This window comes from Pseudoalteromonas sp. B62 (genome assembly GCF_037162565.1).
GTDB classification, from domain to species: Bacteria; Pseudomonadota; Gammaproteobacteria; order Enterobacterales; family Alteromonadaceae; genus Pseudoalteromonas; species Pseudoalteromonas fuliginea.
The window spans coordinates 3,595,388-3,621,165 of the sequence record NZ_JARLVB010000002.1 but is presented as its reverse complement, the minus strand read 5'-3'; the positions used below and the strand labels follow the sequence as shown (position 1 = coordinate 3,621,165).

The 25,778-nt window shown below is 38.7% G+C and carries 23 protein-coding genes and 1 pseudogene; 20 read left to right on the top strand and 4 right to left on the bottom strand.

Going from position 1 to position 25,778, the window contains the following annotated elements:
* The first annotated feature begins 2 nt into the window (after window positions 1-2).
* The 8 genes from P4S71_RS20865 to rlmM all read left to right on the top strand — a co-directional run bounded on the left by P4S71_RS20865 (window position 3) and on the right by rlmM (window position 6,636).
* Entirely contained in the window at window positions 3-377 is a 375-nt protein-coding gene (locus P4S71_RS20865; RefSeq protein WP_007378114.1) for a SirB2 family protein, read from the top strand.
* 149 nt (window positions 378-526) lie between these two features.
* A complete protein-coding gene (locus P4S71_RS20860; RefSeq protein ID WP_007378113.1) occupies window positions 527-1,354 on the top strand; it encodes a tetratricopeptide repeat protein in 828 nt (275 codons plus the stop codon).
* A gap of 14 nt (window positions 1,355-1,368) precedes the next feature.
* Window positions 1,369-2,622: a DUF819 family protein gene (locus tag P4S71_RS20855; protein WP_007378112.1), complete on the top strand. Its 1,254-nt coding sequence runs from the start codon at window positions 1,369-1,371 to the stop codon at window positions 2,620-2,622.
* 9 nt (window positions 2,623-2,631) lie between these two features.
* Window positions 2,632-3,486 carry a 3-deoxy-8-phosphooctulonate synthase gene (gene kdsA, locus P4S71_RS20850; protein ID WP_337151434.1) on the top strand — a complete coding sequence of 285 codons (855 nt, stop codon included), beginning with the start codon at window positions 2,632-2,634 and terminating at the stop codon, window positions 3,484-3,486.
* A gap of 133 nt (window positions 3,487-3,619) precedes the next feature.
* On the top strand, window positions 3,620-4,516 hold the full coding sequence (locus tag P4S71_RS20845; protein WP_008138266.1) for a transcriptional regulator GcvA: 897 nt from the start codon (window positions 3,620-3,622) through the stop codon (window positions 4,514-4,516).
* A gap of 1 nt (window position 4,517) precedes the next feature.
* On the top strand, window positions 4,518-5,165 hold the full coding sequence (locus P4S71_RS20840) for an alpha/beta family hydrolase (protein ID WP_337151433.1): 648 nt from the start codon (window positions 4,518-4,520) through the stop codon (window positions 5,163-5,165).
* Window positions 5,165-5,533 carry a DUF423 domain-containing protein gene (locus P4S71_RS20835; RefSeq protein ID WP_008138262.1) on the top strand — a complete coding sequence of 123 codons (369 nt, stop codon included), beginning with the start codon at window positions 5,165-5,167 and terminating at the stop codon, window positions 5,531-5,533. The genes P4S71_RS20840 and P4S71_RS20835 overlap by 1 nt, the downstream gene beginning before the upstream one ends.
* Window positions 5,534-5,550: 17 nt before the next feature.
* Window positions 5,551-6,636 carry a 23S rRNA (cytidine(2498)-2'-O)-methyltransferase RlmM gene (gene rlmM, locus P4S71_RS20830; protein ID WP_007378107.1) on the top strand — a complete coding sequence of 362 codons (1,086 nt, stop codon included), beginning with the start codon at window positions 5,551-5,553 and terminating at the stop codon, window positions 6,634-6,636.
* A gap of 48 nt (window positions 6,637-6,684) precedes the next feature.
* On the opposite strand, the gene cysZ is transcribed toward rlmM, so the two are convergent.
* Window positions 6,685-7,395 carry a sulfate transporter CysZ gene (gene cysZ / locus P4S71_RS20825; RefSeq protein WP_442961726.1) on the bottom strand — a complete coding sequence of 237 codons (711 nt, stop codon included), beginning with the start codon at window positions 7,393-7,395 and terminating at the stop codon, window positions 6,685-6,687.
* A 546-nt stretch (window positions 7,396-7,941) separates the two neighbouring features.
* On the opposite strand from cysZ, the gene P4S71_RS20820 reads away from it, so the two are divergent.
* The 6 genes from P4S71_RS20820 (at window position 7,942) to speB (ending at window position 14,415) form a co-directional block, all read left to right on the top strand.
* On the top strand, window positions 7,942-8,577 hold the full coding sequence (locus P4S71_RS20820) for a sulfotransferase (protein WP_337151431.1): 636 nt from the start codon (window positions 7,942-7,944) through the stop codon (window positions 8,575-8,577).
* 259 nt (window positions 8,578-8,836) lie between these two features.
* Entirely contained in the window at window positions 8,837-9,298 is a 462-nt protein-coding gene (locus P4S71_RS20815; protein ID WP_007378104.1) for a GNAT family N-acetyltransferase, read from the top strand.
* A 326-nt stretch (window positions 9,299-9,624) separates the two neighbouring features.
* Window positions 9,625-10,494 (top strand): MYG1 family protein, encoded by an 870-nt coding sequence (locus P4S71_RS20810; protein ID WP_337151430.1) that lies wholly within the window; start codon window positions 9,625-9,627, stop codon window positions 10,492-10,494.
* A gap of 77 nt (window positions 10,495-10,571) precedes the next feature.
* Window positions 10,572-10,904 (top strand): YnfA family protein, encoded by a 333-nt coding sequence (locus P4S71_RS20805; RefSeq protein ID WP_007378102.1) that lies wholly within the window; start codon window positions 10,572-10,574, stop codon window positions 10,902-10,904.
* A gap of 670 nt (window positions 10,905-11,574) precedes the next feature.
* Complete coding sequence (gene speA / locus P4S71_RS20800; RefSeq protein ID WP_337151429.1) at window positions 11,575-13,488, top strand: biosynthetic arginine decarboxylase; 1,914 nt, start codon at window positions 11,575-11,577, stop codon at window positions 13,486-13,488.
* 3 nt (window positions 13,489-13,491) lie between these two features.
* On the top strand, window positions 13,492-14,415 hold the full coding sequence (speB, locus tag P4S71_RS20795; RefSeq protein ID WP_337151428.1) for an agmatinase: 924 nt from the start codon (window positions 13,492-13,494) through the stop codon (window positions 14,413-14,415).
* Between the two features lie 54 nt (window positions 14,416-14,469).
* On the opposite strand, the gene P4S71_RS20790 is transcribed toward speB, so the two are convergent.
* From P4S71_RS20790 to P4S71_RS20780, 3 genes are read right to left on the bottom strand one after another with little or no spacing between them, the layout of a single operon-like run.
* A complete protein-coding gene (locus P4S71_RS20790) occupies window positions 14,470-14,868 on the bottom strand; it encodes a DoxX-like family protein (protein WP_337151427.1) in 399 nt (132 codons plus the stop codon).
* Window positions 14,855-15,877: a M48 family metallopeptidase gene (locus P4S71_RS20785; protein ID WP_337120120.1), complete on the bottom strand. Its 1,023-nt coding sequence runs from the start codon at window positions 15,875-15,877 to the stop codon at window positions 14,855-14,857. The genes P4S71_RS20790 and P4S71_RS20785 overlap by 14 nt, the downstream gene beginning before the upstream one ends.
* Window positions 15,878-15,886: 9 nt before the next feature.
* Window positions 15,887-16,996, bottom strand: a complete 1,110-nt coding sequence (locus P4S71_RS20780) for a YjgN family protein (RefSeq protein ID WP_337151426.1) — start codon at window positions 16,994-16,996, stop codon at window positions 15,887-15,889.
* A 392-nt stretch (window positions 16,997-17,388) separates the two neighbouring features.
* On the opposite strand from P4S71_RS20780, the gene P4S71_RS20775 reads away from it, so the two are divergent.
* From P4S71_RS20775 to zipA, 6 genes and pseudogenes are all read left to right on the top strand, one after another.
* A complete protein-coding gene (locus P4S71_RS20775) occupies window positions 17,389-17,592 on the top strand; it encodes a DUF1656 domain-containing protein (protein ID WP_007378096.1) in 204 nt (67 codons plus the stop codon).
* A gap of 168 nt (window positions 17,593-17,760) precedes the next feature.
* Window positions 17,761-18,621, top strand: coding sequence for an HlyD family secretion protein (locus P4S71_RS20770; protein ID WP_337151425.1), 861 nt, complete (start codon window positions 17,761-17,763; stop codon window positions 18,619-18,621).
* Between the two features lie 10 nt (window positions 18,622-18,631).
* Window positions 18,632-20,668 (top strand): FUSC family protein, encoded by a 2,037-nt coding sequence (locus P4S71_RS20765; protein ID WP_337151424.1) that lies wholly within the window; start codon window positions 18,632-18,634, stop codon window positions 20,666-20,668.
* Window positions 20,669-20,744: 76 nt separating this feature from the next.
* Window positions 20,745-21,476: an RNA methyltransferase gene (locus P4S71_RS20760; protein WP_337151423.1), complete on the top strand. Its 732-nt coding sequence runs from the start codon at window positions 20,745-20,747 to the stop codon at window positions 21,474-21,476.
* Between the two features lie 67 nt (window positions 21,477-21,543).
* Complete coding sequence (locus P4S71_RS20755; RefSeq protein WP_337151422.1) at window positions 21,544-24,945, top strand: chromosome segregation SMC family protein; 3,402 nt, start codon at window positions 21,544-21,546, stop codon at window positions 24,943-24,945.
* 73 nt (window positions 24,946-25,018) lie between these two features.
* A pseudogene (gene zipA / locus P4S71_RS20750) lies at window positions 25,019-25,767 on the top strand (cell division protein ZipA).
* The last annotated feature ends 11 nt before the right edge of the window (window positions 25,768-25,778 follow it).

Genomic DNA, 25,778 nt, shown 5'->3' with positions numbered 1-25,778 from the left:
ATATGGATTATTTAGCAGTAAAGCACTCACACATGGCAATTGCTATGCTCAGTGTTATTTTATTTTATGTTCGCTCTTTTTCGCGAATTGGTAGTGGCAAAATAGCTAAGAATAAGTTGGTACTTATTGGTAGTCATAGCATAGATACACTACTGTTGGTTTCTGCTCTTACACTTGTTTTTATGGCTAAAATTAACCCTTTTGAGCAGCTATGGTTGTTAGAAAAGATAATTTTAGTTGTTGTGTATATTGCGATAGGGGTTAAAAGTTCAAAGCAAACTAACACCCTAGCTAAAATTATTTACATTGTAATTAATACCGTTGTTGTTTTAGCGATAGGTTATTTAGCGACGTCTAAATCAGCTTTGTTGTTCTAAAGTAAACCTTAACAATTTGAGCTTTACGGTATTGCCTGTAAAGCTCGTTCTTCCACCTCGCTGCAAATATTCAAAAACATCACTATATTGGTATATAGCTTTAAAGTTAGGTAAACTACGCCTTCGTTTTCTAAAATGTTGCAGTATTGATGACCACCCTCGGGTTTGATGAACACGATGAATCTTATGTTGATGATGCTTTTGATGAATTTACCCCTGCGGCAATTTATCGTTGTATTAAAGCTGAGTCTAAATGGGATCCTCAATTAGATTTAACAGCAAGTTTTGACATTCTCACCGACTTTGAGCAACAAATAAATGTTTTGTGCTTAAAAGTCAGCGACGATCACGATCGCTTAGAAAAATTATTAGATACTTTTTATAGTACCTGGCTATTTAGTGCCTCAAGCTTAAAAGTGCCTGAGCATAAACTAAATAGTTTAAGTTATACCTTAACCATGCGCAGTGGCTCCCCAACTACATTAGCTATTTTACTGTGCCACTTTTTACAACACGCTAAACTCGATGCTAGCATGAGCTTAAACCAAGGCGATATTGGTGTGCATGTCGCTATTAGCGATGAGGAAGGCTACATAATTGAACCAAGTAGCGGTCAACAAAGTTGGTATATTATCCCTGAAAATGCGGATGAGGATGATGGGCAAGAACAGGAACCACTAGAACTTATTTTTGATGATGAAGTATATAAATTGTTCTTAGCTCAACAAAAATGGTCTTTTATTAGCGAAAATAAATTTGGCCATGCTTTAACGTGTGTAGAAATGTTGATGGAATTAATTGGCGACGACCCGTATGAAAGACGCGACAGAGGCTACTTATTAAATCAACTCGATTGTCCTAAAATGGCACGAGATGATTTACAATTTTTTGTCGATGAATGTCCTGACGATCCTGCTATTGAGATTATTCAACATCAGATAGAAGAATTAGAAGATAATAATAAAACTCACCATTAAGAATAGGAAAAATTATGGTTGAAACTCAAAGTGCATTAATAACCAATGATGCCGTTGTACTTGGTTTACTTGCTGTTATTTTGGGGTTTATATTTAAAACCTCAAACAGTGAACGCCCAGCACTAAAAAGATTTTATAAATACGTACCGGCCTTGTTACTTTGTTACTTTTTACCGTCACTACTGAATACATTTGGTATAGTTGATGGCAATAAGTCCAATGTTTATTACGTAGCTTCGCGCTACTTACTGCCAGCTTGTTTAATACTTCTTACCATTAGTATTGATTTAAGAGCCATACTTAATTTAGGCCCTAAAGCACTTATTATGTTTTTAGTAGGTACCTTGGGTATTGTTATTGGTGGACCTTTGGCTATTTTAGTCGTCAGTGCTGTTGACCCTAGTATTGTTGGTGGCCATGGTCCTGATGCGGTATGGCGCGGTATGACAACTGTTGCGGGTAGCTGGATTGGTGGCGGTGCAAACCAAGCTTCAATGAAAGAGATGTTTGAAGTTGGCGGCGATATATTTTCGGTGATGGTTACTGTTGATGTAATAGTCGCTAATATTTGGATGGCTGTTTTATTGTTAATGGCAGCAAATCATAAGAAAATTGATGCGGCAACAGGTGCCGATACTAGCGCAATTGAAGATTTAAAACGCCGAGTAGAAACATATCACGCAGAACATGCTCGCATGCCTACTCTTAACGACTACATGACATTACTTGCTATTGCATTTGGTATTACTGGTTTAGCACATTTTTGTGCTGATTTTCTAGGTCCTTATTTTGGCACTACTTATGAGTGGGCAAAAGAGTACAGCCTAAACAGCAAATTCTTTTGGTTGATTGTCATATCGACTACGATTGGTATTAGTTTATCTTTTACTAAAGTGAGACAAATAGAGGCGTTTGGTGCTTCAAAAGTGGCCTCTAGCTTTTTATATATTTTAGTTGCATCGATTGGTTTGCATATGAATGTAACCGCCATTTTTGATAATCCCGGCTTGTTTTTAGTGGGTGCTATTTGGATGCTTGTACATGCAAGTTTAATGTTGCTAGTTGCTAAACTAATTAAAGCACCGTTATTTTATATGGCAGTGGGCTCGCAGGCTAATGTGGGCGGTGCAGCGTCTGCACCTGTTGTAGCATCAGCGTTTCATCCGTCATTAGCGCCTGTTGGTGTTCTGTTAGCTGTACTGGGCTATGGTGTGGGTACGTATATGGCTTATATTTGTGGATTAATGATGCAAGCAGTTGCACCGTAAGGAATTTAAATGAAAGACCAAATTATTAAAATTAATGAAATTGAACTAGCAAACAACAAACCGTTTGTATTGTTTGGTGGTATTAACGTATTAGAATCTCGCGATTTAGCTATGCGTGTTGCAGAGCATTACGTAGAAGTAACCGCTAAATTAAATATTCCTTATGTATTTAAAGCGTCATTTGATAAAGCTAATCGATCTTCAATCAATTCGTACCGTGGTCCAGGTATGGAAGAAGGTTTAAAAATATTTGAAGAGATTAAAAAAACGTTCAATATTCCGCTTATTACCGATGTACATGAACCACATCAAGCGGCCCCTGTTGCTGAAGTTGTCGATGTTATTCAGTTACCAGCATTTCTAGCACGTCAAACTGATTTAGTGGTTGCTATGGCAAAAACAGGCGCGATCATTAACGTGAAAAAACCACAGTTTTTAGCACCACACGAAATGCGTCACATCATTACTAAATTTAATGAAGCGGGTAATAACAACGTAGCACTTTGTGAACGAGGCTCTAGCTTTGGGTATAATAATCTAGTGGTTGATATGCTTGGCATGGATGACATGAAAGCAATGGCTCCTGTGATTTTTGATGCAACACATGCGCTACAACGTCCTGGCGGTCGTACAGATTCGGCTGATGGTCGTCGTGCACAAGCAGCTGAGCTTGCCCGAAGTGGTATGGCATTGGGTATTGCTGGTTTATTTATAGAAGCGCACCCAAATCCTAACGAAGCGAAATGTGATGGCCCTTGCGCGCTAGCACTTAGCAAGTTAGAAGGTTACTTATCGCAAATGAAAGCGGTAGACGATTTAATTAAAAGCTTTGCACCGCTTGATACAAGTGCAAATGACTTATAATTAAAAGCTTAACAATTAAGTGAAATGTTAGAAAAGCGACTTAGGTCGCTTTTTTTACACCTTAAATATACTCTTTCTCAGCATAGGTATATAATTCACCGCATAAGAAAAACTAATTCTAAGCTTGGTCATCATGTCAAGACGAGTACCTCCATTAAACGCATTAAAAGCTTTTGAAGCCGCTGCGCGCCATTTAAGTTTTACAAAAGCTGCTGAAGAGCTTTATGTAACTCAAGCGGCTGTCAGTCATCAAATAAAAACACTTGAAGAACATTTAGGTTTGAAATTGTTTTTACGTAAAAATCGTTCGTTATTATTAACCGAAGAAGGGCAAGGCTACTTCCTCGATATTAAAGAGATTTTTACGCAACTAATTGATGCAACCGAAAAACTATTAGCGCGTGGTGCTAAGGGCTCATTAACAGTTAGCTTAACACCAAGTTTTGCAATTCAATGGCTTGTACCTCGTTTAAGCTTATTTAATGAGTTACATCCTGAGATTGACGTGCGGATCAAAGCGCAAGACCAAGACGAAAACTCATTAACAGATGATGTTGATGTGGCTATTTATTACGGGCGAGGTCATTGGAGTGGTGTGCAAGCTTATAAATTACATACCGAGTATTTAGTCCCTTTATGTAGCCCGATGTTGTTAAGTGGGATAAAACCGCTTGACCAACCAAGCGATTTAGCACATCACACTTTACTACATGACACTACCCGTAAAAACTGGAAAACATGGATGAAAACGGCTGGTGTGCGCAATATTCAAGTTAACCAAGGTCCTATATTTAGTCATTCATCGATGGTGCTGCAAGCAGCAGTGCATGGCCAAGGTGTGGCAATTGGTAACAGCGTGCTGGCAAAGCCTGACATTGACGCTGGACGCTTAGTGATCCCATTTAATCACAGTCTTGAAAGTAAAAACGCCTATTATTTAGTCCTTAGAGAATCACAAACAGAGCTAGGTAAAATAGTATCCTTTAAAGAGTGGATGTTGAGCTTAGTAGAGCAAGAGCAAGAGTATTAATATGATTGAGTGGGTTAAAAGTAGTCAGCAGCCAGCAATAGCGCAATTTATATTTGCCCATGGAGCTGGTGCCGGTAGTGATTCAGACTTTATGCAGCATGTGGCAAAACTAATCAGTGAACAGGGTGTTGATGTCGGCCTATTTGATTTTGAGTATATGCAAATAGCCAAACAAACGAATAAGCGTAGGCCTCCTGAGCGAGCACCTAAATTACTTAGTTATTACGAGCAAATACTTAGCCATACACAGCCAAATGTTCCGCTATTTATTGGCGGGAAATCAATGGGTGGACGAATGGCATCCATGCTTGCTTGTACGACAGAACAACCTGTTTTAGGTGTTCTTGCTTTTGGCTATCCGTTTCATCCACCAGGCAAACCTGAAAAGCTGCGTACCGATCACTTCGCAGATATAGTCTGCCCTTTTTTAGTATTACAAGGTGAGCGAGATACGTTTGGTACTCGCCAAGAGCTTGCAACAATGGCTATGCCGAAACAGCCACAATACATATGGCTTACAGATGGGGACCACTCACTTAAACCTCGTAAAAAAAGTGGTATGACTGAGCTACAAAATAGAGAAACAGCTGCTTTGGAGGCTGTTAAATTTATTAAAAACTGTGTGGATTTAAATTTAGAGGGTAATTAATGATTAAAGTATTTTTAATGATGGGCAGTATTTTTTGTATGCTTTCGGTCATGTTAGGTGCATTTGCTGCACATGGTTTAAAAAGCCGTTTAACAGATTATTCGCTTGGGGTTTTTAAAACTGCTGCTGAATATCAAATGGTGCATGGACTTGCGCTTATTGCGGTTGCTATTTTAATTAAGTGGGGCATAAATCTGAGCTGGGCTGGTGGTTTTTTCATAACTGGCACACTACTTTTTAGTGGCAGTTTATATTTACTCGCATTAACTGGTATGAAGTGGCTGGGGCCAATAACGCCGCTAGGTGGGCTGTGCTTTATTATTGGTTGGGTAGTTATTTTAGTGCAAGTTGCACGATTTAAGTTTTAAAGAGTTTAAGGGTTAATATGTCTAGTGTTGTGATTTACTGTCGTAGTGGGTTTGAAAACGATGCCGCTGCTGAAATAACGTTTCACGCTGCAGAGCAAGGCTTTGCGGGTTATGTAAAAGCAAAGCCAAATACGGGTTACGTTGTTTATGAATGTTTTGAAGCGCATCACAGCGACGAAATAATCAAAAAAGTTGATTTTAAAAATATGGTGTTTGCACGCCAATGGTTTGCCGGTACATTACTTGAAAACATGCCTGTGGAAGATCGCGTTGGCGCGGTAGTTGAAGCTGCAAAAGAGTTTACATTGTGCTCAGAGCTACGTGTAGAAACCCCTGACACAAATGAAGGAAAAGAGCTTTTAACGTTTTGTAAAAAAATATCAACACCACTTAAAAAAGCCCTCGAAAAACAAAATACAGTATTGCGCGAACCCAAAGCAAACCGTCCTGTAATGCATGTCATGTTTTTAACAAACAACACAGCTTATGTAGGTTACTCATATAGTTTTAATAATTCTCCATTTTTTATGGGTATTTTACGTCTTCGTATGCCAAGCGATGCACCGAGTCGATCAACATTAAAGCTTGATGAAGCGTTTAATGTATTTATTCCTGAACAACAGCGCGAATCTCGTGTTGCAGCAGGTATGCGTAGTGTCGATTTAGGCGCTTGCCCTGGGGGCTGGACATATCAGCTTGTTCGCCGTGGTATGTTTGTAAGTGCAATTGACAATGGTCCGATGAATGATGATTTGATGGAAACAGGCCAGGTTAAACATTTTAGAGCTGACGGTTTTAAATATCGCCCTGAAAAAAGAAATGTTACCTGGTTAGTATGTGATATGGTGGAAAAACCCACTAAAGTGACGACCTTAATGATTGATTGGGCTGTGAGTGCCTACGCTAAAGAGTTTATATTTAACTTAAAACTTCCAATGAAAAAACGTTTTGACAGTGTCTACGAATGCCTTTCGATGATTAGAAAAGAGCTAGATAAACAAGGTATTAACTACGAGTTGCAAGCTAAGCATTTGTATCATGATCGTGAGGAAATAACCGTTCATTTAAACGTTACTAAGGTGCCACAAAATCTATACAGCTAAATTTTATTAGTAATAAAAAATGGGTCTGATGACCCATTTTTTGTATATTTAACTTCGATATTTGGGCCTGTAATTATCAACCCATAAACGCGTAGCCCCACACACAGCGACAGGCATTACTATTAAGTTTATAAATGGTATTGCTGTTAATAGCATAACGGCAAAACCAAACCCATACGATAGACCTTGTTTACTTTTTAAATCGTCTTTCATCTGTTTAAACCCAATTTTATGGTTATCGAACGCATAGTCTTCGTATTGCACTGCGAACATCCAACATGTAAATAGGACCCATAATATTTGACCAATGACGGGGAGTATCCAAAGCAGTATAAAAAAACCTATAGCGCGAGGAAGGTAATAGCATAACTTTGTCCACTCGCGGGCTAGCATACGAGGTATGTCTTTTACTAATTCAGCAAAGCCATCATCGTTAATCTTTTGGCCTGTTAAATAAAGTTCTACTTTTTCGCTTAACAAAGCGTTGAAGGGGGCTGCGATAAAATTAGTGATCACTGTAAAGAGCATACTGTAGCTAAATAAAACCATTAATATAGCAATTGGCCACATTAGCCATTCAAGCCAACTTAACCATTGTGGCAACATATCATTGATGTAGCTAAAACTGTCACTTAGCCAACAGAATAAGAAAAATAGCGAGCTACCAAAAAGTAAAATATTAATTAATAATGGAATAAAAACAAAACGTTTTAACCCCTTTTGAGTAATTAATTTAAAACCTGAAAAAAAATATTCCATACCTTGTACTATCTGCACAGTAACCTCAATAAATGTTTACCACTGTAGCTAGTATAAATAGCTGAATTTTTTTGAACAGCGTTTTTAGGTAACAAAGTGTTTAAATACTAGGCTTGTTTATCTTTCGAGGTTAAGTTTTCAGCAGTGTGTTTGGTATTTAGGCAAAGCAGAGCCTATGTAGTGTGGTTATTCCCCATAAATAGGCGATAACGTAGAATAAATGCCAAGCATGCGCTGCCCGCGGAAGCTTGGCTCGGTTTTTACTTATTCTTACATGGATGTAAGCCAGTAGAGTAATACAGGAGCAGTTACCGAGCCCACTAGGTTACAAACCTCACGCCGCGATTAAATAGCCCATAGATTGAATGAATTTTAATTCTGAAAGGCCAACAGGCACTAATAATGCTATAAAGTGGCTTAACTTAATGGTGATTTATCTATGGCAGGGAATTAAGTTACTTTTTTATAGAGAGCTTAGGCTGATTCTGTTCAGCTCCCTAACGCATGCAGTTTTAGTGACATTATTTTAAAAGCGAGTAATTATAGATGGCTAAGATCTTTGTGATTGGGTTGCCCAGAACTGGCACTACTAGCATAAGTGTTGCGCTACTAGAAATGGGCTTTTCGGTGGCGCATACCGCTTTTACAAAGCAAGCATTTGAAATGTCTGATGCAATATCTGACGCACCTTGCTTTAGTGACTACATGCATTTAGACGAGTTATTCCCAAATGCTAAATTTATATACTTAAGTCGAGAGCTAAACAAATGGGTGCCTTCAATTACTATGTTGCTCGAAAAAATGGCGCCTCATTTAGATTTAAATACAGGTAAGTTTAATCCTATTTTAAAGCGTAGTTTTCATCGTACGTTCTCTGATGTATTACCCTTATCATCGAGAGCGCTAGCTGGTTGTTATTTAAAGCATGAACAAGCTGTTTTTTCGTATTTCAAAAATAGTGACAATTTTTTAGCAATAGATATTAGTGAACCTGATAGTTTGTTAAAACTAAAACAGTTTTTAGGCGTGGAGATACAAGGAAATACCTGTTTCCCTAAATTAAATATAGGACGTCAAGTCGCCAACTGGAAAGAATATAAACACCCAAATAAAATTAACTCTAATTTAGCTGGAAAAGAACATAGAAAATACTTTGACTATTCGCTGACCCCATTAAAGTGAATACGAAATATGACTTTTCTGTTATTAAAATTTTTTGCATCGACCAAATTAAATAAAATGATTGAGCTGGTAGCATATGCTATTTTTAGAGGCCTACACTGAATTTAGCAAGTAATTGCATTTAATAATGAGGGCATTCTTTATTCGCGTAAATTACTGGGTTTATTTAAACGTTTAAATAAGTAGAACGAGGTTGTTCATTTTTTACAATTCGGTATAGTTTGCCAACACATATTTTTAATATAAATTGAGATGTTCTATGCAGTTAGTTGATTTAAAACCGAATGACCAGGATGTGATTAATGTTTTTTCTGATATCGACCGACTAATAAACTCTCTATATCCAGTTGCCACTGCACAGTCTCTTACGTTAAATGAACTAAATGAGCCAAGTGTGTATGCGATTGGTTTAAAGAATGATGATGGTATTATTGCGTGTGGCGCTATTGTAAAGCAGTTTGATAAAACGCCCTATGGTGAAATTAGACGGCTTTATGTAAGCCCTAGTTATCGTGGTAAAGGGTTATCTAGGCGTATTATGCAGATACTTTTACATCACGCAGGTGAGGAGAAAATCCCACTGATCAGGCTAGAAACAGGGCCAAAGCAAATTCAATCGATTAAGCTATATGAAAATCTTGGTTTCAAACGATGTGCTAGTTTTGGGCCTTACCTCGAGAATCCACAAAGTGTATTTATGGAGTTAGGCCTAAGCCAGTAACAAAGCGCATAAAGGTTAACAGCTTCACTCTAAGTGACCACACTAAATTATTTAAGTAGCTATTAATTATAGTTTTTTATAGCGTATAAATTAAACTATAATGAATTGCTACTTTCAAATATACCCAAAGTTCATTAGTACTATTATATATTGTCTGTTAAAGATCATTTCAAAAATGCCCTCTTAAAATTAACAAAAGCAGAATACTGTTTTTGTTGGCTATAATCGTATAAAATCCGTCATTTACTATGCTCCTTAAAATACTTCAAACCATAACGTTTAAATAGCGAGACTTTCTTATCCTTTCTAAAAATGACACTAAACCAATGACAGACATAACAGTAGTAACCCACAATGGTAATTTTCATGCAGATGACGTTTTTAGTATTGCGGTACTTAAACATGTTTTGCCAACGTTTAAACTGGTACGTACTCGCGATAAAGCGCTTATAGAGAGTGCCGACTTTGTAATTGATGTAGGTGGCGAATACGATCCTGAAACTAATCGCTTTGATCATCACCAACGCGGTGGTGCAGGCGAGCGAGAAAATGGCATTCCTTTTTCGTCGTTTGGTTTAGTGTGGAAAAAATATGGCTTAGCGCTGTGTGATGATAACCAAGCCGTGGCTGATAGAGTGGATTCAGGCTTAGTTTCAACCATTGATGCCATTGATTGTGGTCATGTTGAAGGTGTATCAAAAGGAATAAGTTTGAGCCAAACAATCTCAATGTTTAACCCTACGTGGGAAGAAGAAAGTAACTTTGATACCTGTTTTGATGAAGCTGTTGAATTTGCAGCTCGCATGCTCATTCGTTTTATCGCCTCAGCTCACGGTAGTGTAAATGCAAAAGCGATTGTTGCTAAAGCAATTGAAAATGCAGAAGATGCCAGAGTTATAGTGCTTGAAAAATACACACCGTGGAAAAAAACAGTGCATATTTTATCAAGCGATGCGCTATACATGGTTTACCCATCGCATTCTGGGCAATGGATATTACAAACAGTACCCGTTGAGCCTGGCTCGTTTGAAGATAGAAAGCCCCTTCCTAAAGCATGGTCAGGTTTATCTGATCAAGCGTTTGTAGATGAAACCGGTATTGATGACGCTGTGTTCTGCCACAATGGCTTATTTATAGCGGGCACTAAGTCGTTTGAAAGCACAATGAAACTTGCCACCATGGCGCTTAGTGAATAACAACGCAGATTCATAACGAATACTAAGCATAACAATTTATATAGATTGTTATGCTTGTTATCTTAGCGTGGAGCATTATGTTTGAACTAAAAACAATCGCACTTTTTACTATTACAGCCTTAGCAGAAATAGTGGGTTGTTATTTGCCTTACCTTTGGCTTAAGCAAGATAAAAGCATTTTACTTTTAATTCCTGCGGCTTTAAGTTTGGCACTATTTGCATGGTTGCTATCTTTACATCCTACTGCAGCCGGGCGCGTGTATGCAGCTTATGGCGGCGTATATATTTGTGTTGCGCTATTATGGTTATGGGTTGTTGATGGCGTAAAGCTTACTATGTGGGATATTATTGGTGGTTTAGTTGCACTGCTAGGTATGGCTATAATTATGTTCGCACCAAAAAGTGCATAGCTGGCTCATACTCAATAAATAAAAAGCGCCTATTTATAGGGGGAAACACATATAGGCCCTGCATTGGCTAAAAACCAAATGCACAGTTGCAATTTCTACCTCCAAAGATAAACACACCCTAGTGTTGTTTAAAGTCCTACCTCGATTATTTTCAAACTGCCAATAAAATTATAACAACTTCAATACGACAGGTAGTACCTAACGCTACATATGCGCCAAGCAACTATTGAAGCTGGTGGATGTTATGCTGAGCGTTTTAGAAGTGCAAATTATATTTAATTTAAAAATACATGGGTATTACTTGGTCACAACACGTTGGCTAAACTGTAAGTAATTGAGGTGTTGAGAATGCCTTGCTCTAATCCATCAAAAGTAAATTCTATAAAAAAGTAACTCAAGATTAATTTTAGTGAATGAGCTAACTCATTTTTGCTAATAAAATTTATAATGAGTCATTTAAAAACAGCCATTTTTTACAGCTTTTCTTATCTTTAATAATCATCAAAGTCCTATTTTATATACGCTAGCGAGCAATACGTGATTGGTCGTTTTATCAACATTAAAAATCACTCGTTACGAGTAAAAATACTTGTTGGACTTAAATCTCTATTTTTCTTTTAATGCGCGGCACTAGCCGAGTCGGCATTAATTAAATAAAAGAGAAAGATAAATGAAAGAGACAACATCACTAGAACAAGCTCGTACGAGCTACAATGTTCGTCATTGGAGCCAAGGTTTTTTTGGTATTAATGATCAAGGTGATGTGTATGTTGCGCCCAAGGCTCATGCCCCAGAGCAAACCATTGCACTAACAGATATCGCAAAGCAACTACAAGATAAAGGTTTAAGCTTACCTGCTTTAGTTCGCTTTCCGCAAATTTTACACCATCGTGTACACAGCTTATGCGGCGCATTTAATACTGCGATTGAAAACTATGGTTACCCTAAAGACTACCTATTAGTTTACCCAATAAAAGTAAACCAACAACGTGAAGTGGTTGAAGAAATAGTAGCAAGCCAAGCACAAGTAGAAAAAAAGCAACTTGGTTTAGAAGCCGGCAGTAAGCCTGAATTACTAACGGTACTAGCACTGGCTGAAAAAACCAGCGCGGTTATTGTATGTAATGGCTACAAAGATAAAGAATACGTACGTTTAGCACTTATTGGCGAAAAGCTAGGTCATAAAGTGTATATCGTACTTGAAAAGCTTTCTGAACTAGACATGGTGCTTAGCCAAGCAAAAGAGCTTAACGTAAAACCACGCATTGGTATTCGTGTGCGTTTAGCGTCGCAAGGTAAAGGTAAGTGGCAAGCGAGTGGCGGCGAAAAATCAAAATTTGGTTTATCTGCATCGCAAGTTTTACATGTAGTTAATCGTTTAAAAGGCGCAAACCAGCTTGATTTATTGCAGCTAGTACATTTTCACTTAGGGTCACAAATGGCGAACATTCGTGACGTACGTTTAGGTGTAAGCGAAGCGGCGCGTTTTTACTGTGAGCTACGTAAATTAGGCGCAGAAATTGATTGCCTTGATGTAGGTGGCGGTTTGGCTGTTGATTATGACGGCACACGTAGCCAGTCGCATAACTCTATGAATTACAGCTTAGCTGAATATGCAAATAACATTGTGTACACCATTGGTGATACATGTAAGCAATATGAGCAACCAATGCCGACTATTATTTCTGAGTCGGGTCGTGCGCTTACAGCGCATCATGCTGTGCTTATTTCCAATGTTATTGGTACTGAAAGTTACACACCAGAAGAGTTAGTAGCGCCAGCGGCAGATGCACCCCTGTTATTAAAAAACATGTGGGCATCGTTTGTACAATTAACTGATTTAACGGATGACCGTGCATTAATTGAAATTTATCACGACAGCCAAGGTGACTTAGCTGAAGCGCATAACCAATTTGCACTCGGTTTATTAGACTTAGCGCAGCGTGCGTGGGCTGAACAAATTAATATTCGTATTTGTTATGAACTTAACAAACACATGGATAATAAAAACCGTTTTCATCGTCCTATTATTGACGAGTTAAACGTACGTTTAGCCGATAAGTTTTTTGTAAACTTCTCGTTATTTCAATCGCTTCCAGATGCATGGGGCATTGATCAAGTGTTTCCGATATTGCCATTAAGTGGCTTAACTGAAGCGCCAAAAAAACGTGCCGTATTACTTGATATAACCTGTGATTCAGACGGTGCACTTGAGCATTACGTAGATGGACAAGGTATTGAAAGCACACTACCAGTGCCAGAGTTTAGTGCCGATAAACCTTATTTAATGGGCTTTTTCTTGGTGGGTGCTTATCAAGAAATTTTAGGTGACATGCATAACTTGTTTGGCGATACGCACAGCGCAATTGTTAATATGGATGAGCAAGGCGTTGCAAGTATTACCGAGATAAACCAGGGTGACACTGTTGCCGATATGATGCGCTATGTACATTTAGATGTTGAAAGTTTTCAGCAATCATACGAGCAGTTAGTAAGCACTAAAATTGAAAAACACGAACAGCAAAGCGTTTTAGACGAGTTGCAAAGAGGCCTTGATGGCTACACTTATTTAGAAGAGTTATAAGCAATGTCAACTTTGTTTGGTCACGCAGATCACTCATTGTACTCAAATGGGATGACGTTTTTACGTCGTCCTATGGTGCAAAACATTAATGCAATTGATGCAGACGTAGTGGTTTTAGGCTTACCATTTGATTTAGCGACCTCGGGCCGCCCTGGTGCGCGCTTAGGCCCTGATGCAATTCGTCGTGCATCGGTTCATTTAGCATGGGAAGGCACTAAATACCCGTGGACTTTCCCGTTGTTTGAGCGCTTAAAAGTGGCAGACGCAGGGGACTTTACTTACCCTGTCGGGGATCCTGAGTATTTTACTGCGCAACTAGAAATGGCTGCTGATCAAATACTTCGCCAAGGTAAAACACTATTAGGTTTAGGGGGCGATCACTTTGTAACGCTTCCGCTATTACGTGCTCATGCAAAAATACATGGCAAAATGGCGTTAGTGCATTTTGATGCGCACACCGATACTTATAGCAATGGCTCGCGATTTGATCACGGCACTATGTTTTATCATGCACCAATGGAAGGGCTGATTGATGTTGAGCACAGTATACAAATAGGTATTCGTACCGACTTTGATCAAAGTAAACATGAGTTTGCTGTGATTGATGCAATGCAAGCCAACGATTTACATGCTAATGATATTGCAGCGCAAATACTTGAGCGAGTAGGAGACCTACCTGTTTACTTAACGTTTGATATAGATTGTTTAGACCCTGCGTTTGCGCCTGGTACAGGCACTCCTGTGTGTGGTGGTTTAACGTCAGATAAAGTACTTAAAGTACTGCGTGCGCTAAAAGGCATAAACATGGTAGGTATGGATGTGGTAGAAGTATCACCTTCGTACGACCAAAGCGAGCTTACCGCAATTGCCGCAGCAACCATTGCGAGCGAATTACTGCATTTGTGGACGCATAAAAATAAGTACTAATTCTATAATTTAAGTACTACAAAAAAGGGTATGCATTTGCATACCCTTTTCTATTTAGATATATCGATTATTCAACTGCTTAATTTCTTTTAACCAAATAACGCTTAGCCCAATAAGAGGCAGGTTAGTAGTAACAGGATTAAATGCTTCAATAAGTAATTGTGGCTGCATTACAACTACAGCAAGTAAAAGCCCCATAAGCGCCAATATATTTAAAGCTACTAGGTGCTTATGTTTATAAAACACAAATAAACACAAGCCAAATATAATTTCGCCGACTCCCGCTGAACGTGTAATTAAATCAGACACTTCGGCTGAAAAACCAGCACTGCCAGTCATTAATTTTTCAAGTGGTGCTACGTGATAAAGCTTTGGGAAAAAGCCATGATATATCCAACTTAAACTCACTATGTAGCGAGCAAGTTGAATATAACCGCGATTATTTCCTAGCATTGTCAATACGCTCTTGTGCACTTGGGTGGCTAGATAAGTACTCTAAAAAGTCATTTACTTTTTCGAGGTGCTCGTTTTCGCTGGTATGGCTTTCTTGTAGGGCCTCTATTGCATCAGCAAAGTCATTACTCGAATACCCAAGCGACTCTAATTGAATGAGTGCAAAGGTATCTGCCTCGCGTTCCATATCTCGTGAAAACCCTTGCTGAGCAAACGATGCACCTGTACCTAACGCTACTTCGGCAACCCCCTCTAAATCACCAAATACAACCGCTAACACAATAGTACTTGCGGCAGATTGTGCTGTAATGCGTACGCTATGCTGGTGGACTACATGGCCCATTTCGTGTAGCAATACCGCTTTTAGTGCATTGGGTTTATCGGCAAGTAAATTTGCTAAATCATCGGTGACCACGATACGGCCATGGGGTAGTGCAAACGCGTTAGCACCAAAGCTGTCTGATTTATAAAACGATAATCTATAAACCGATTGATCAAGCGATAACGCATTAAGCATACTTGTAAAATGTGCTTGTACTTTAGCTTGCTGCTCTGCGGGCAGCTCACTTGGGTCAAGCGCAATCTTTTTAATTAGTGTAAAGCTTTGCTCCCCCATTTGTTCTACAACATTACGTGGCAGGGTATCAACACTGTAAACAGCAATGGCGGGTACGGCTTTATAAAGTACTAACCACATAAAAAGTGGTGTAAATATGACTGCGGCTAAAATTGCCCATTTACTTTTTTCAAGGCGTTCCATTACGTGATGGTTATTTGCTTTAAATGGCCATCTGTAATTTACATCTTGAGGAATAAAACGACTGCCATCTTCAAAGTTTAGTTCGTCGGCAAGTCCTGCCATTCCCGAACTTAATTTTAGACTTGAGATTGCGTGGCGAGCTATAACGTGTTCATCGTTAATAACGTCAATGTGTGTGTCGCTAATAGTTGCAACACACACTTGATAGTTACTCGATGCGATGGGGAAAAAATGTCCCTTTACATGCATAGTGAGCTCTTAAGTTAGAGAAAGGTCAATATCAAATACGTTTGCAGCTTCTTCAGCAAATGATGATTGCTGTTCTTGCGCGGTATCGATTAGGTTTAATGCACCAGGATAAATAGTGACGTTAGTTACATCAGCGAGCATTTTTGATGTACGTACTTTTGTCCATGGGTATGCTAGGCCTAGCGAAAATACGATAGCCAACATATTAGTTAATAGTAAAACAGCGAAAGGAATTGGTTTTAGCTCTGATTTAAATGTGGCAACGCCTTCAAAATGGCTGTTATCAAAAATGTGATTTCTAATAGCGGCGTGCCATACAGCAGAAACAATGGCAATCATTAGTACATAGGCAATCATCATAAAGATAGGAAGCATAACCATAGCAGCGGAGTTTTCTAAATTTTGTTGATTTTCAACATCTACTAAGTTGAGGCCAAATAACCCTAAAATTCCCATAAAGAGCACCATGGTGATAGAGCTCACTACAAAACAAATAAGCGCTGTTAGGTAATAGGTTTCGCCTTTTAGGTTTACAGTAAGTGGTTTGTCACCGTAACTAATATTGCTATGGATATAGCTATCAATACGTTTTATAACATAAGGCATTAATAAATAAAGTGTAAATATGCTGGCGATAGGCAAAAGTATAAAGTTAATAAAGGCTTCGCCGTAATTGCCTTTAAAAGCAAAACGAACATTACGATGGCGCGTCATACGCAGATTAAAACGTAAACCTTGGTTAATAATCCATGGCATTAAAAAGATAAAACCAAGAGCAATAAACAGGCCTAAAATAGGCATAAAGCTAATAGAAAATGTATAAATAAAAAATACAACAACCGCTAAAATCCGACCTTTTAAAATTTGTATTGGTGTTGCTAGGTAGTCAAAGCTATGACCATCTATACGAGTGTGGCCGTAAAAATAGCGATGCGTACGTACTTTAGCCCACGCTGAATATATGCCAAGCGTAATAACGCTAAGTAATATATTTACAATCCAAATTCCAAAAAACTCACCGCCTTTACCACTAAATTGCACTTTTCCGCTAAAAATTGGTTCAGCAGGCTCATTTATTGGTGGGCTTGTTTCAGAGAGGGTAGGGTGTATTGATTCCATTAAAATTATGTCCATATTTTTTTGTTAATTTACCTATTTTTAGCGCAATATTCAATATTTATAATTATTTAAGTTCCCTATAAGTAGCTGCAAATAAACGTTTTTTAGGTATTTAGTTAAGTTAATCCACTACTTTTTATAAATAAATCTCGTTGATTTGCCTATTTAGCTAGCAACTAAGGTATTTAGCTTTTTAATATGCGATTTAGCTACTATACATAGTTAATGCTGCTTAAATGTAATGGCATTAATTATGTATTAAGCACACCTACGTACAATAAACGCAATTGATTTATATGCCAAAATAATAGACTGTAATAGTAGTGGGGATGTAAATTTATTTAGGTTTTACAGCTTTTATCACCGCTTTAAATAACATTAGGATATTTATTATGTTTCAAGCAGTCGTGTTAGGGGGATTAGAATTTAGTCCGCTGATTGTTTACTTCCCAATTGCATTTATTTTAACGGCGTTGACTCGTTTTGTTTTGCATCAATTAGATTGGCATGACCGTATTTGGAAAGTGGCTTGGTTTGAAGTGTCACTATTTGTTTGTTACTTGGCACTGGCCGTCTATTTATACCAATTTGCTTAATTAAGTGAGCTATTTTGAGGTAAGAAAACCGTGTCGATAACAAGGCAAAAATTTCGTTATTTAGTTGTTCTATATCAGAAATTTTTAACACAGTTAGCGTCTGGTTTAAGCCCTCAAATTGCTCAAGTATTATTGCGGATTGGTATTACTAAGTGGAAGATAAATTGAATGATTAAATATCTGCGTATTACTTTTACTATCTTGGTTGTTATAGCTGCGGTTTTTGCTGGGCGTTGGGTATGGACTGACTACATGCATACTCCTTGGACGCGTGATGGGCGTATTCGAGCCGATATTGTCACGGTTGCTCCAGACGTGTCGGGCTGGGTAACTGTTTTAAATATTAAAGATGGTCAAAACGTACAAAAAGGCGAAGTACTTTTTAATGTTGATAAAAAGCGTTATCAAGCAGCGCTTGATAAAAGTAAAGCCAATACAGAAAATGCGCTATATACATGGGAACTTGCCAAGCACAAATACGAAAGACGTGTTGAGCTAAACACTCAACAGGCAATTAGTGAAGAAACGCTAGAATCAACTCGTATTAATACTAAAATTGCTGAAGCAAATTATAACTTAGCTAAGACAGAGCAAACAATTGCGCAGTTAAATGTTGATAGAACACAAGTACTTGCACCTGCATCGGGGCAAATAATTAATCTGAATTTACGCCAAGGCAACTATGTAGCTCAAGGCACACCTGTGTTTGCTATTGTTCAGTCAGATTCATTTTATGTAACGGGTTACTTTGAAGAGAGTAAAATACCGCTTATTTATCCTGAACAAAAAGCTCAAATAGCCCTTTTAAGTGGTGGTAAGCAATTAACAGGGCATGTAGTGAGTGTAGGTAAAGCAATTGCAAATACGAATACACAAAGTAACGGACAACTTTTACCGCAAGTGCAACAAACATTTAATTGGGTACGTTTATCACAGCGTATACCTGTTGATATTAAGTTAGATTCATTGCCCGAAAATACACAGCTTAGCGCAGGAATGACCGCCACTATACATCTCGCTACGCGCTAAGGGGAATACAGTGGGCGTTGTATTACAAAATTTGTTTTTTCCTAAAAAACAGGCAATTATTTTTGCGACTAAGGGCGTTATAGCCATGGTGATGGCGCTGACTATTGCTATGTCGCTTAATCTTGAAAGGCCTTATTGGGCGTTAGTCTCGGCTATATTTTTGCAATTACGCCCGCAAAGCGGATTGGTTATTGAAAAAGCAATTTGCCAAATAATAGGCACCATAGTGGGTGGTTTATTTGGCATATTGCTTTTAACTCAGCTAATCCTCTACCCTTATTTAGCGCTCGGTGCACTGGCATTGTGGTTGGGAGTAAACTCTGCGTTATCGGCAATGGTACGCCAAGCAAACTTTGTGTATGCGTTTGCTATGGCCGGTGTAACAGCCGCCATTATTGTACTTTTAGTCATGGTTACTCCGGCAATGGTGAGCAGCCAAAGTATATTTGATATTGCACAAGCGCGAGTAAGCGAAATAATAATAGGTTCTGTATGTGCTGGGCTTGTGAGCCATTTATTCTGGCCTGTAAAAGTTAAACATTTACTGCAAGTACAAGCACGGTCAGTTATAAATCAAACGTTACATTATTTAGTTATTGAGCTTGATTCTAAGGGCTCGCACGAAAATCGCCATCAGCAAATAGATGGCATTATGGCAACATTGGGCTCAATAAACGAAGATTCCAGCGCAGTAAGGTACGAAGGACCAAAAGGTCCAGGGCGCTCGCGTGCTGCAAATCAGTTGTCGCAAAAAGTACTTTCTTTACTGGCTTCAATTCAAATAATTGGTCGCCTGCAACGAAACCACGCAGACCTTATTACTCCCACATTAAACAAATTAATAAGTAAACTTAAACACGTATTCGCGCAAATTAAAGAATCTGACGATTTTGATTACTGCGCCGAACAAGTTAAAACGCTGCGTAAAGAGCTAACCGACTATAGAGCAAATACGGTGTGTGATTCGCCATTTGAATCTCACATGCTCAATGTGAGCTTAGAAGTAGCAGCCGACTTAACAATTTTACTACGCGCATACAGAGCTTTAGAACAACGCGATAAAACATTATTAAATGCACCCAGTATGCTTACATATCGCGACCCATTAGCTGGCATAATTGTTGGATTTAGAACTGCTTTGGTGTTTTCTATCGGCGCATTTATTTGGATTAATACAGGCTCTTCTGCTGCATTATTAATTATGATTTTACCGGTCATATTTTCGATAATGTTGGCGAGAATACCGTTAGCTATTTTACAGGTGGTAATAAAGCGTTTATTGGTAGGCGTGGTGGTTGCTGCTATTGTAACTATTTTTTACGCACTCAATTTATTATCACAAAGTGGTGGGCAATTAGAAATATTACTACTTGTATTAGCAGGGCCTTATTTTCTGGGTTTACTGCTGCTAGCTGATCAACAAACATTGCCATATGGCTTGGGGTTTTGTATCCCATTTACGATTTTGGTAAGACCCAGTACCGATATGAGCCTTGCGTTTTCAATCGATTACACACTTAGCTCTGCAATGGCAATTTTTGCGGGGGTGAGTATTTTATTTTGGATTTTTCAGTTATTTACAGGTCCGAGTGTACAATTACTTGTTCATCGTGTTTTTAAGGCTACTTATAAAGATTTACTCGAAATAAATAACCATCCAACCCCAAGTATTTGGTATAACCGCCGCATGGCCGATAGGTTAATACGCTTAACTAATTACGATCAAGGTTCACACTCACGCGTTATTACAGACCTTGCACTAACCGCTCTAAACCTAGGGCATTCGTCGGTTCGATTAAACTCAATTTGTGAAAATTTGGCTGGTAATACAAAGCTAAAGTATTTAAATGAGTGGCAGCGTACATTAGCCGATGCATTTATGTTGGCAACCAAGGGCAAGTTTAATAATAAGTTTAAGCAAGCGTCAGATAATCTTTATGAGGAATTGGCTCAGACGGTTGACGATTCAAATCAATTAGAAGCGGTAAAAGGCATGTTTATTCGCATTAATCTGACCTTTGAAAGAAGTGCGAGTAAGATAAATTAGGCCCATTCGCTGCTTTTCGAGTTCAGATGTTATAGCTAAATCTGTTATACTTGCTGGATAATTTTATGGGGCTGTTATGATTTCAAAAAACCAACTCAAACTTATTCGCCAACTTGGCCAAAAAAAGTACCGAAAGCAATATAATCAATACCTTGTACAGGGTGAGAAAAACGTACTTGAGTTATTAAACAGCCCATTAAATGTGGTTAATATTTTTGCTACAAACGAATTTATAAATGCGTACCAAGGTAAGTATCAGCACGCTAATTTTATTGAAGCTGATGAAGAAGTCCTCACCAAAGCCAGCACGCTAGTTAGCAATAATGCAGCCATTGCTATTGTTGATATGCCAAGGGCAGCTTTACCACAAGCAAGCGGCTTAATACTCGCACTTGATGGCGTATCAGACCCCGGTAACTTAGGCACAATAATTAGAGTAGCTGATTGGTACGGTATTAAACATATAGTAACTAGCACCGACAGCGCAGACCCTTACAACCCTAAAACAATTAGCGCTACAATGGGCTCGTTTGTAAGGGTATCGGTAAGCCAAGTAGATTTACCTGATTACTTACAGTCTTTAAATTTACCTGTTTACGGTGCTTTTTTAGATGGGCAAAGCGTGCATAAAACCCAATTTACGGGCTCAGGCGTTTTACTAATGGGCAGTGAGTCGCATGGAATACGCGAGACATGTGCAAAGTTAGTGACCGATAAAATCACCATTCCCGCTTTTGGCGGTGCAGAGTCGCTTAATGTGGCAATGGCGACCGGTATTATTTTAGATAATTTTAAACGACAAGCTTAACAATTTAACTGTTAATGAGTTAAATTGTTTGTAATCAATAACAATAATAATCGGTAATAACAATAAGATGCGCTTAAGCACTATTAAATTAGCGGGCTTTAAATCGTTTGTAGAGCCCACTAAAATTCCATTTCCTGATCAAATGACGTGTGTTGTTGGCCCCAATGGCTGTGGCAAATCTAACGTTATTGATGCAGTACGATGGGTGCTAGGTGAAAGCTCTGCTAAAAATCTGCGTGGCGACGCCATGACCGACGTTATTTTTAATGGCTCAACTAATCGTAAAGCCATATCACAAGCCTCTGTAGAGCTTGTTTTTGATAACGATAAAGGAAGTCCTTCAAACACATTTGCCGATCGAAACCAAATTGCTATTAAGCGTTTAGTAACGCGCGACGGACAGTCACTGTATTTTTTAAATGGCAGTAAATGCCGTAAGCGCGATATTACCGATATATTTTTAGGCACCGGTCTTGGTCCACGTAGTTACGCAATTATTGAGCAAGGGATGATCTCGCGCTTAATAGAGAGTAAACCACAAGAGCTGCGCGTATTTTTAGAAGAAGCCGCTGGCGTTTCTAAATACAAAGAGCGTCGCCGCGAAACACAAACTCGTATTAAAAGCACTCGCGAAAATCTTGAACGCTTGTTAGATGTGCGTAAAGAACTACAAAGCCAGCTCGATAAATTGGCTGTGCAGTCGGTTGATGCAAAAAAATACCGCGAATTAAAAGCACAAGAACGCATGCTAAAAGGGCAAATTGCGGTTTTAAAATGGCAAAAGTTACATCAGCAGCAACTTGAAAAAAGTGCCCAAATTAAAAAACTTAATGATCAAATTTCGTTTTTTAAAACCGCTAACTCAGGGCATGACGATGTACTTGCAAGCCTAGAAGGGCAAGTACAAGCCCAGCAAGATAAACTAAGCGATGCCCAGCATCAACAACATGTAATACACACCGAGCTTACTCGCGCTGAGCAACAACAAATAAACGTAAAACAACAAACTCAAACGCTTAAGCAAAATTTAATTAAATTACAGCAACGCCAAACACATAGCCTTGAAGTTAAAGCGCAGCAGCAAATTGCGTGCGAGCAACTAAATGAAACCCTGCAAGAGGCAAGTGAAAATGCCTTAATATGTGAAGAGCAAGTAAGTGGGTTAACGCATGAACTTGAGGAATTATTAGCACTTAAGCAGCGCCACCATACTCATTGGCAAGCTTTGTGTGAGCAACAGCAACAACTTAATAATAATGTGCAACTACATGGTAGTCACATTAAACAAACTCAGCAGCAAATTGATCATGTTAACGAGCAAATTGATCAGTTAACTGTTCAGCTTAGCGAGCTACAAAGTAGTGATGTAGAGCAGCAATTAACGCAGCAAACACAGCAAACACAAACATTAACTCAAGAACTTGCCGCTAAACAAACAGCACATACGCACTGTAGCGCTAAGCTTGAAGTGCAAAATGAGCTTGTTAATAACTCACAAAAGCAATATTCGACGCTTACTCAAACAATAAACGAGTTAAAAGCCAGTATAACTGGGCTTAAAAGTACATTAGGGCTTGATGAGGAAAGTGTACGTACTAATGGTTTGTTTAATCAGCTAAGTGTTAAAGAGGGCTTTGAGCTTCTAATAGAGCAAGCACTTAAATCTTTAGAGCATTTAAATGTAAGTGAGCAGCAAGCTGATAACAGTGTGTGGCCAAATAGTAATAAACGCATGCCAACAAATAGCTTAGCTGCATTCATAACAAGCGGTGTTTATCCAGAGCATTTAGCACGTATTGCTTATAGCAAGAGCGGTGATTTAGCAATACTAAAAGATAGTTTTTATACAGCTGTTATGGATAAAAACGGTGCTCTATATGGTCGTAATTGGCATGTAAGTGCAGAATGTAATGCAGAAAACTCATTGCTTTTAAAGCATAAGCAATTGCAGGATAAAGCTCAGCAATTAAATAATACCGAGGAAGAGTTACAACAAGTAACACGCACTCGTGATGAACATACAGACGAGCAAGTAAAGTTAATTAACAAACAAAGCGAGCTAAAAGAAGCGATACATGAGCTTGCGCAAAATATAGCGGTAGCCAGTACGCGCAGCGACATGTTTGTGCAGCAAGTAGCACAATTTAAGTTACAACTAGAAAAGCTACAACAACAAAAACAGCAATTAACCACTGCGCTTTTACAATTAAATACCGTGCTTGGTGAGCAAACAGAGCAATTTGAAGTGTTAAATGAGCAGCAACTCAACTTAGCGGATGAAGTAGACGCTGCAAATAGCTTGCGCTCACAAAGTGATAACAGTTATAGCGAAGCATTAAGCATGCTTGAGCAATATAAAACACAAGCACATAAGGCAACGCTATCAGAGCAAAAGGCACGCAGTGAATGGCAGTTAAGCCAAACCAAATTGAGCCATGCAGAGCAAGAGCACGTTAGTGCATCAGAAGGTGCGCAAGAACTACTTAGTGAAATAGAAGAGCTGCTGATACCAGAGCAAGAACTTAGCGATAAAATTACGCAGCTCTTAGCACAGCATCAAAAAGGTGAGCAGGCATTAGTATTGCTACAAAAAGAATTAGCTCAGGCCAAAGAAAGCTTAAACACTAAGCAAGTAAGCCTTAAAAATTCACAAGGTGAGCTGGTGGGCTTGCAACAGCAGCACCAAAAGCTAACAATTGAAGAGCAAAGCTTACTGATAAAAGCACAAGCTGCGCTTGAACCATTAGAAGAATTAAAACAAAGCTTAAAAGCGATACTTGATGAATTACCAGATTCATTAAATTTGAGCGCAGCGCAAAATCAGTTAACCGGATTTACTAATCAGTTAGATAAATTAGGTGCAGTAAACTTAGCGGCAATAGAAGAGTTTGATTTAGCCAAAGCTCGTAGTGATTATCTTGATAATCAATTAGATGATTTAACAAAAGCGTTAAATACCCTTGAAGGTGCTATTCGTAAAATTGATATTGAGACCAAAACACGCTTTAAAGCGACGTTCGATCAAGTTAACGAAGACTTTGCTGAGCTATTTCCTAAAGTTTTTGGTGGTGGCAGTGCGTATTTAGAATTAACCAGTGACGATTTACTCGAAAGTGGTGTTAGTATAATGGCACGACCACCGGGTAAGAAAAATTCAACAATTCACTTGTTAAGTGGTGGAGAAAAAGCGCTGACCGCATTATCATTAGTGTTTTCTATATTCAGGCTCAATCCAGCCCCATTTTGTATGCTGGACGAAGTAGATGCACCATTAGATGATGCTAATGTTGTTCGCTTTTGCCGTTTGGTTGAAGAAATGTCACAATCAGTACAGTTTATTTATATTAGCCATAATAAGATTGCGATGGAAATGGCGGGTAGATTAACAGGTGTAACTATGGCAGAACCAGGCGTATCGCGTATGGTTGCTGTAGATATAGAACAAGCAGTGCAACTTGCACATGTATAAATTTTTATAACAAGTATATTAGTTTCAATTAATATACAGGCTTTAGGCATATCAAATAAGAAAAGGTGAGGGGATGGCCGAACAATTAAGATGGGTTTTAATCATTATCAGTGTAGTTGTCATTGGTGGTTTATTAATACATGGATTGTGGTCTGTTAGAAAAAAGACCGCCCAGAAGTGTTAAATAACGAACGGGTTGAACCATTGCAAGAAAGTGCACCAGCTTCATCTAAATCATTTCCTACAGAGGCAGAGCTAAAAGAGCCTGTGATAGAAGAACGTGATGAACCACAATTCGGTGAGCTTAACTTTGATGAGAATGAGCCGCAAATTGATACAAGCGTACCAGAAGTGCCCATTGAAGATGACCTAGAAGCAAAAGAGCAAAATGATGAAAAATCATCTGCGCAAATGCCTGACTTTGTTATTGTGCATATTCAAATGCCAGAAGGGCTTAGCATGCAGGGCAGTAAATTATTACCAGCCGTTAACACGTTAGGTTTTAAATATTCTGAGGAAGGCTTTTTTAATCGCCACTTAGATCCGGCAGGCCAAGGCCCTGTATTATTTAGATTAGTAAATATGTACAACCCAGGTACGTTTGATATTGATAATATGGAACAGTTTAGTACCGCAGGGGTTAGCTTATTTATGACATTGCCGTGCGACGGTGACGGCCTAGCTGCATTTAACATGTTGCACAGTGCAGCTAAAAAGTTAGCTGACGAGTTTGGTGCGCAAATTTTAGATGCAGAGCGAAATGAAATGACAGTAGAGCGCATCAGGCAATATGTTGAACAGGTTCGTTCTTTTTCAGCGTAAATAACGCATAC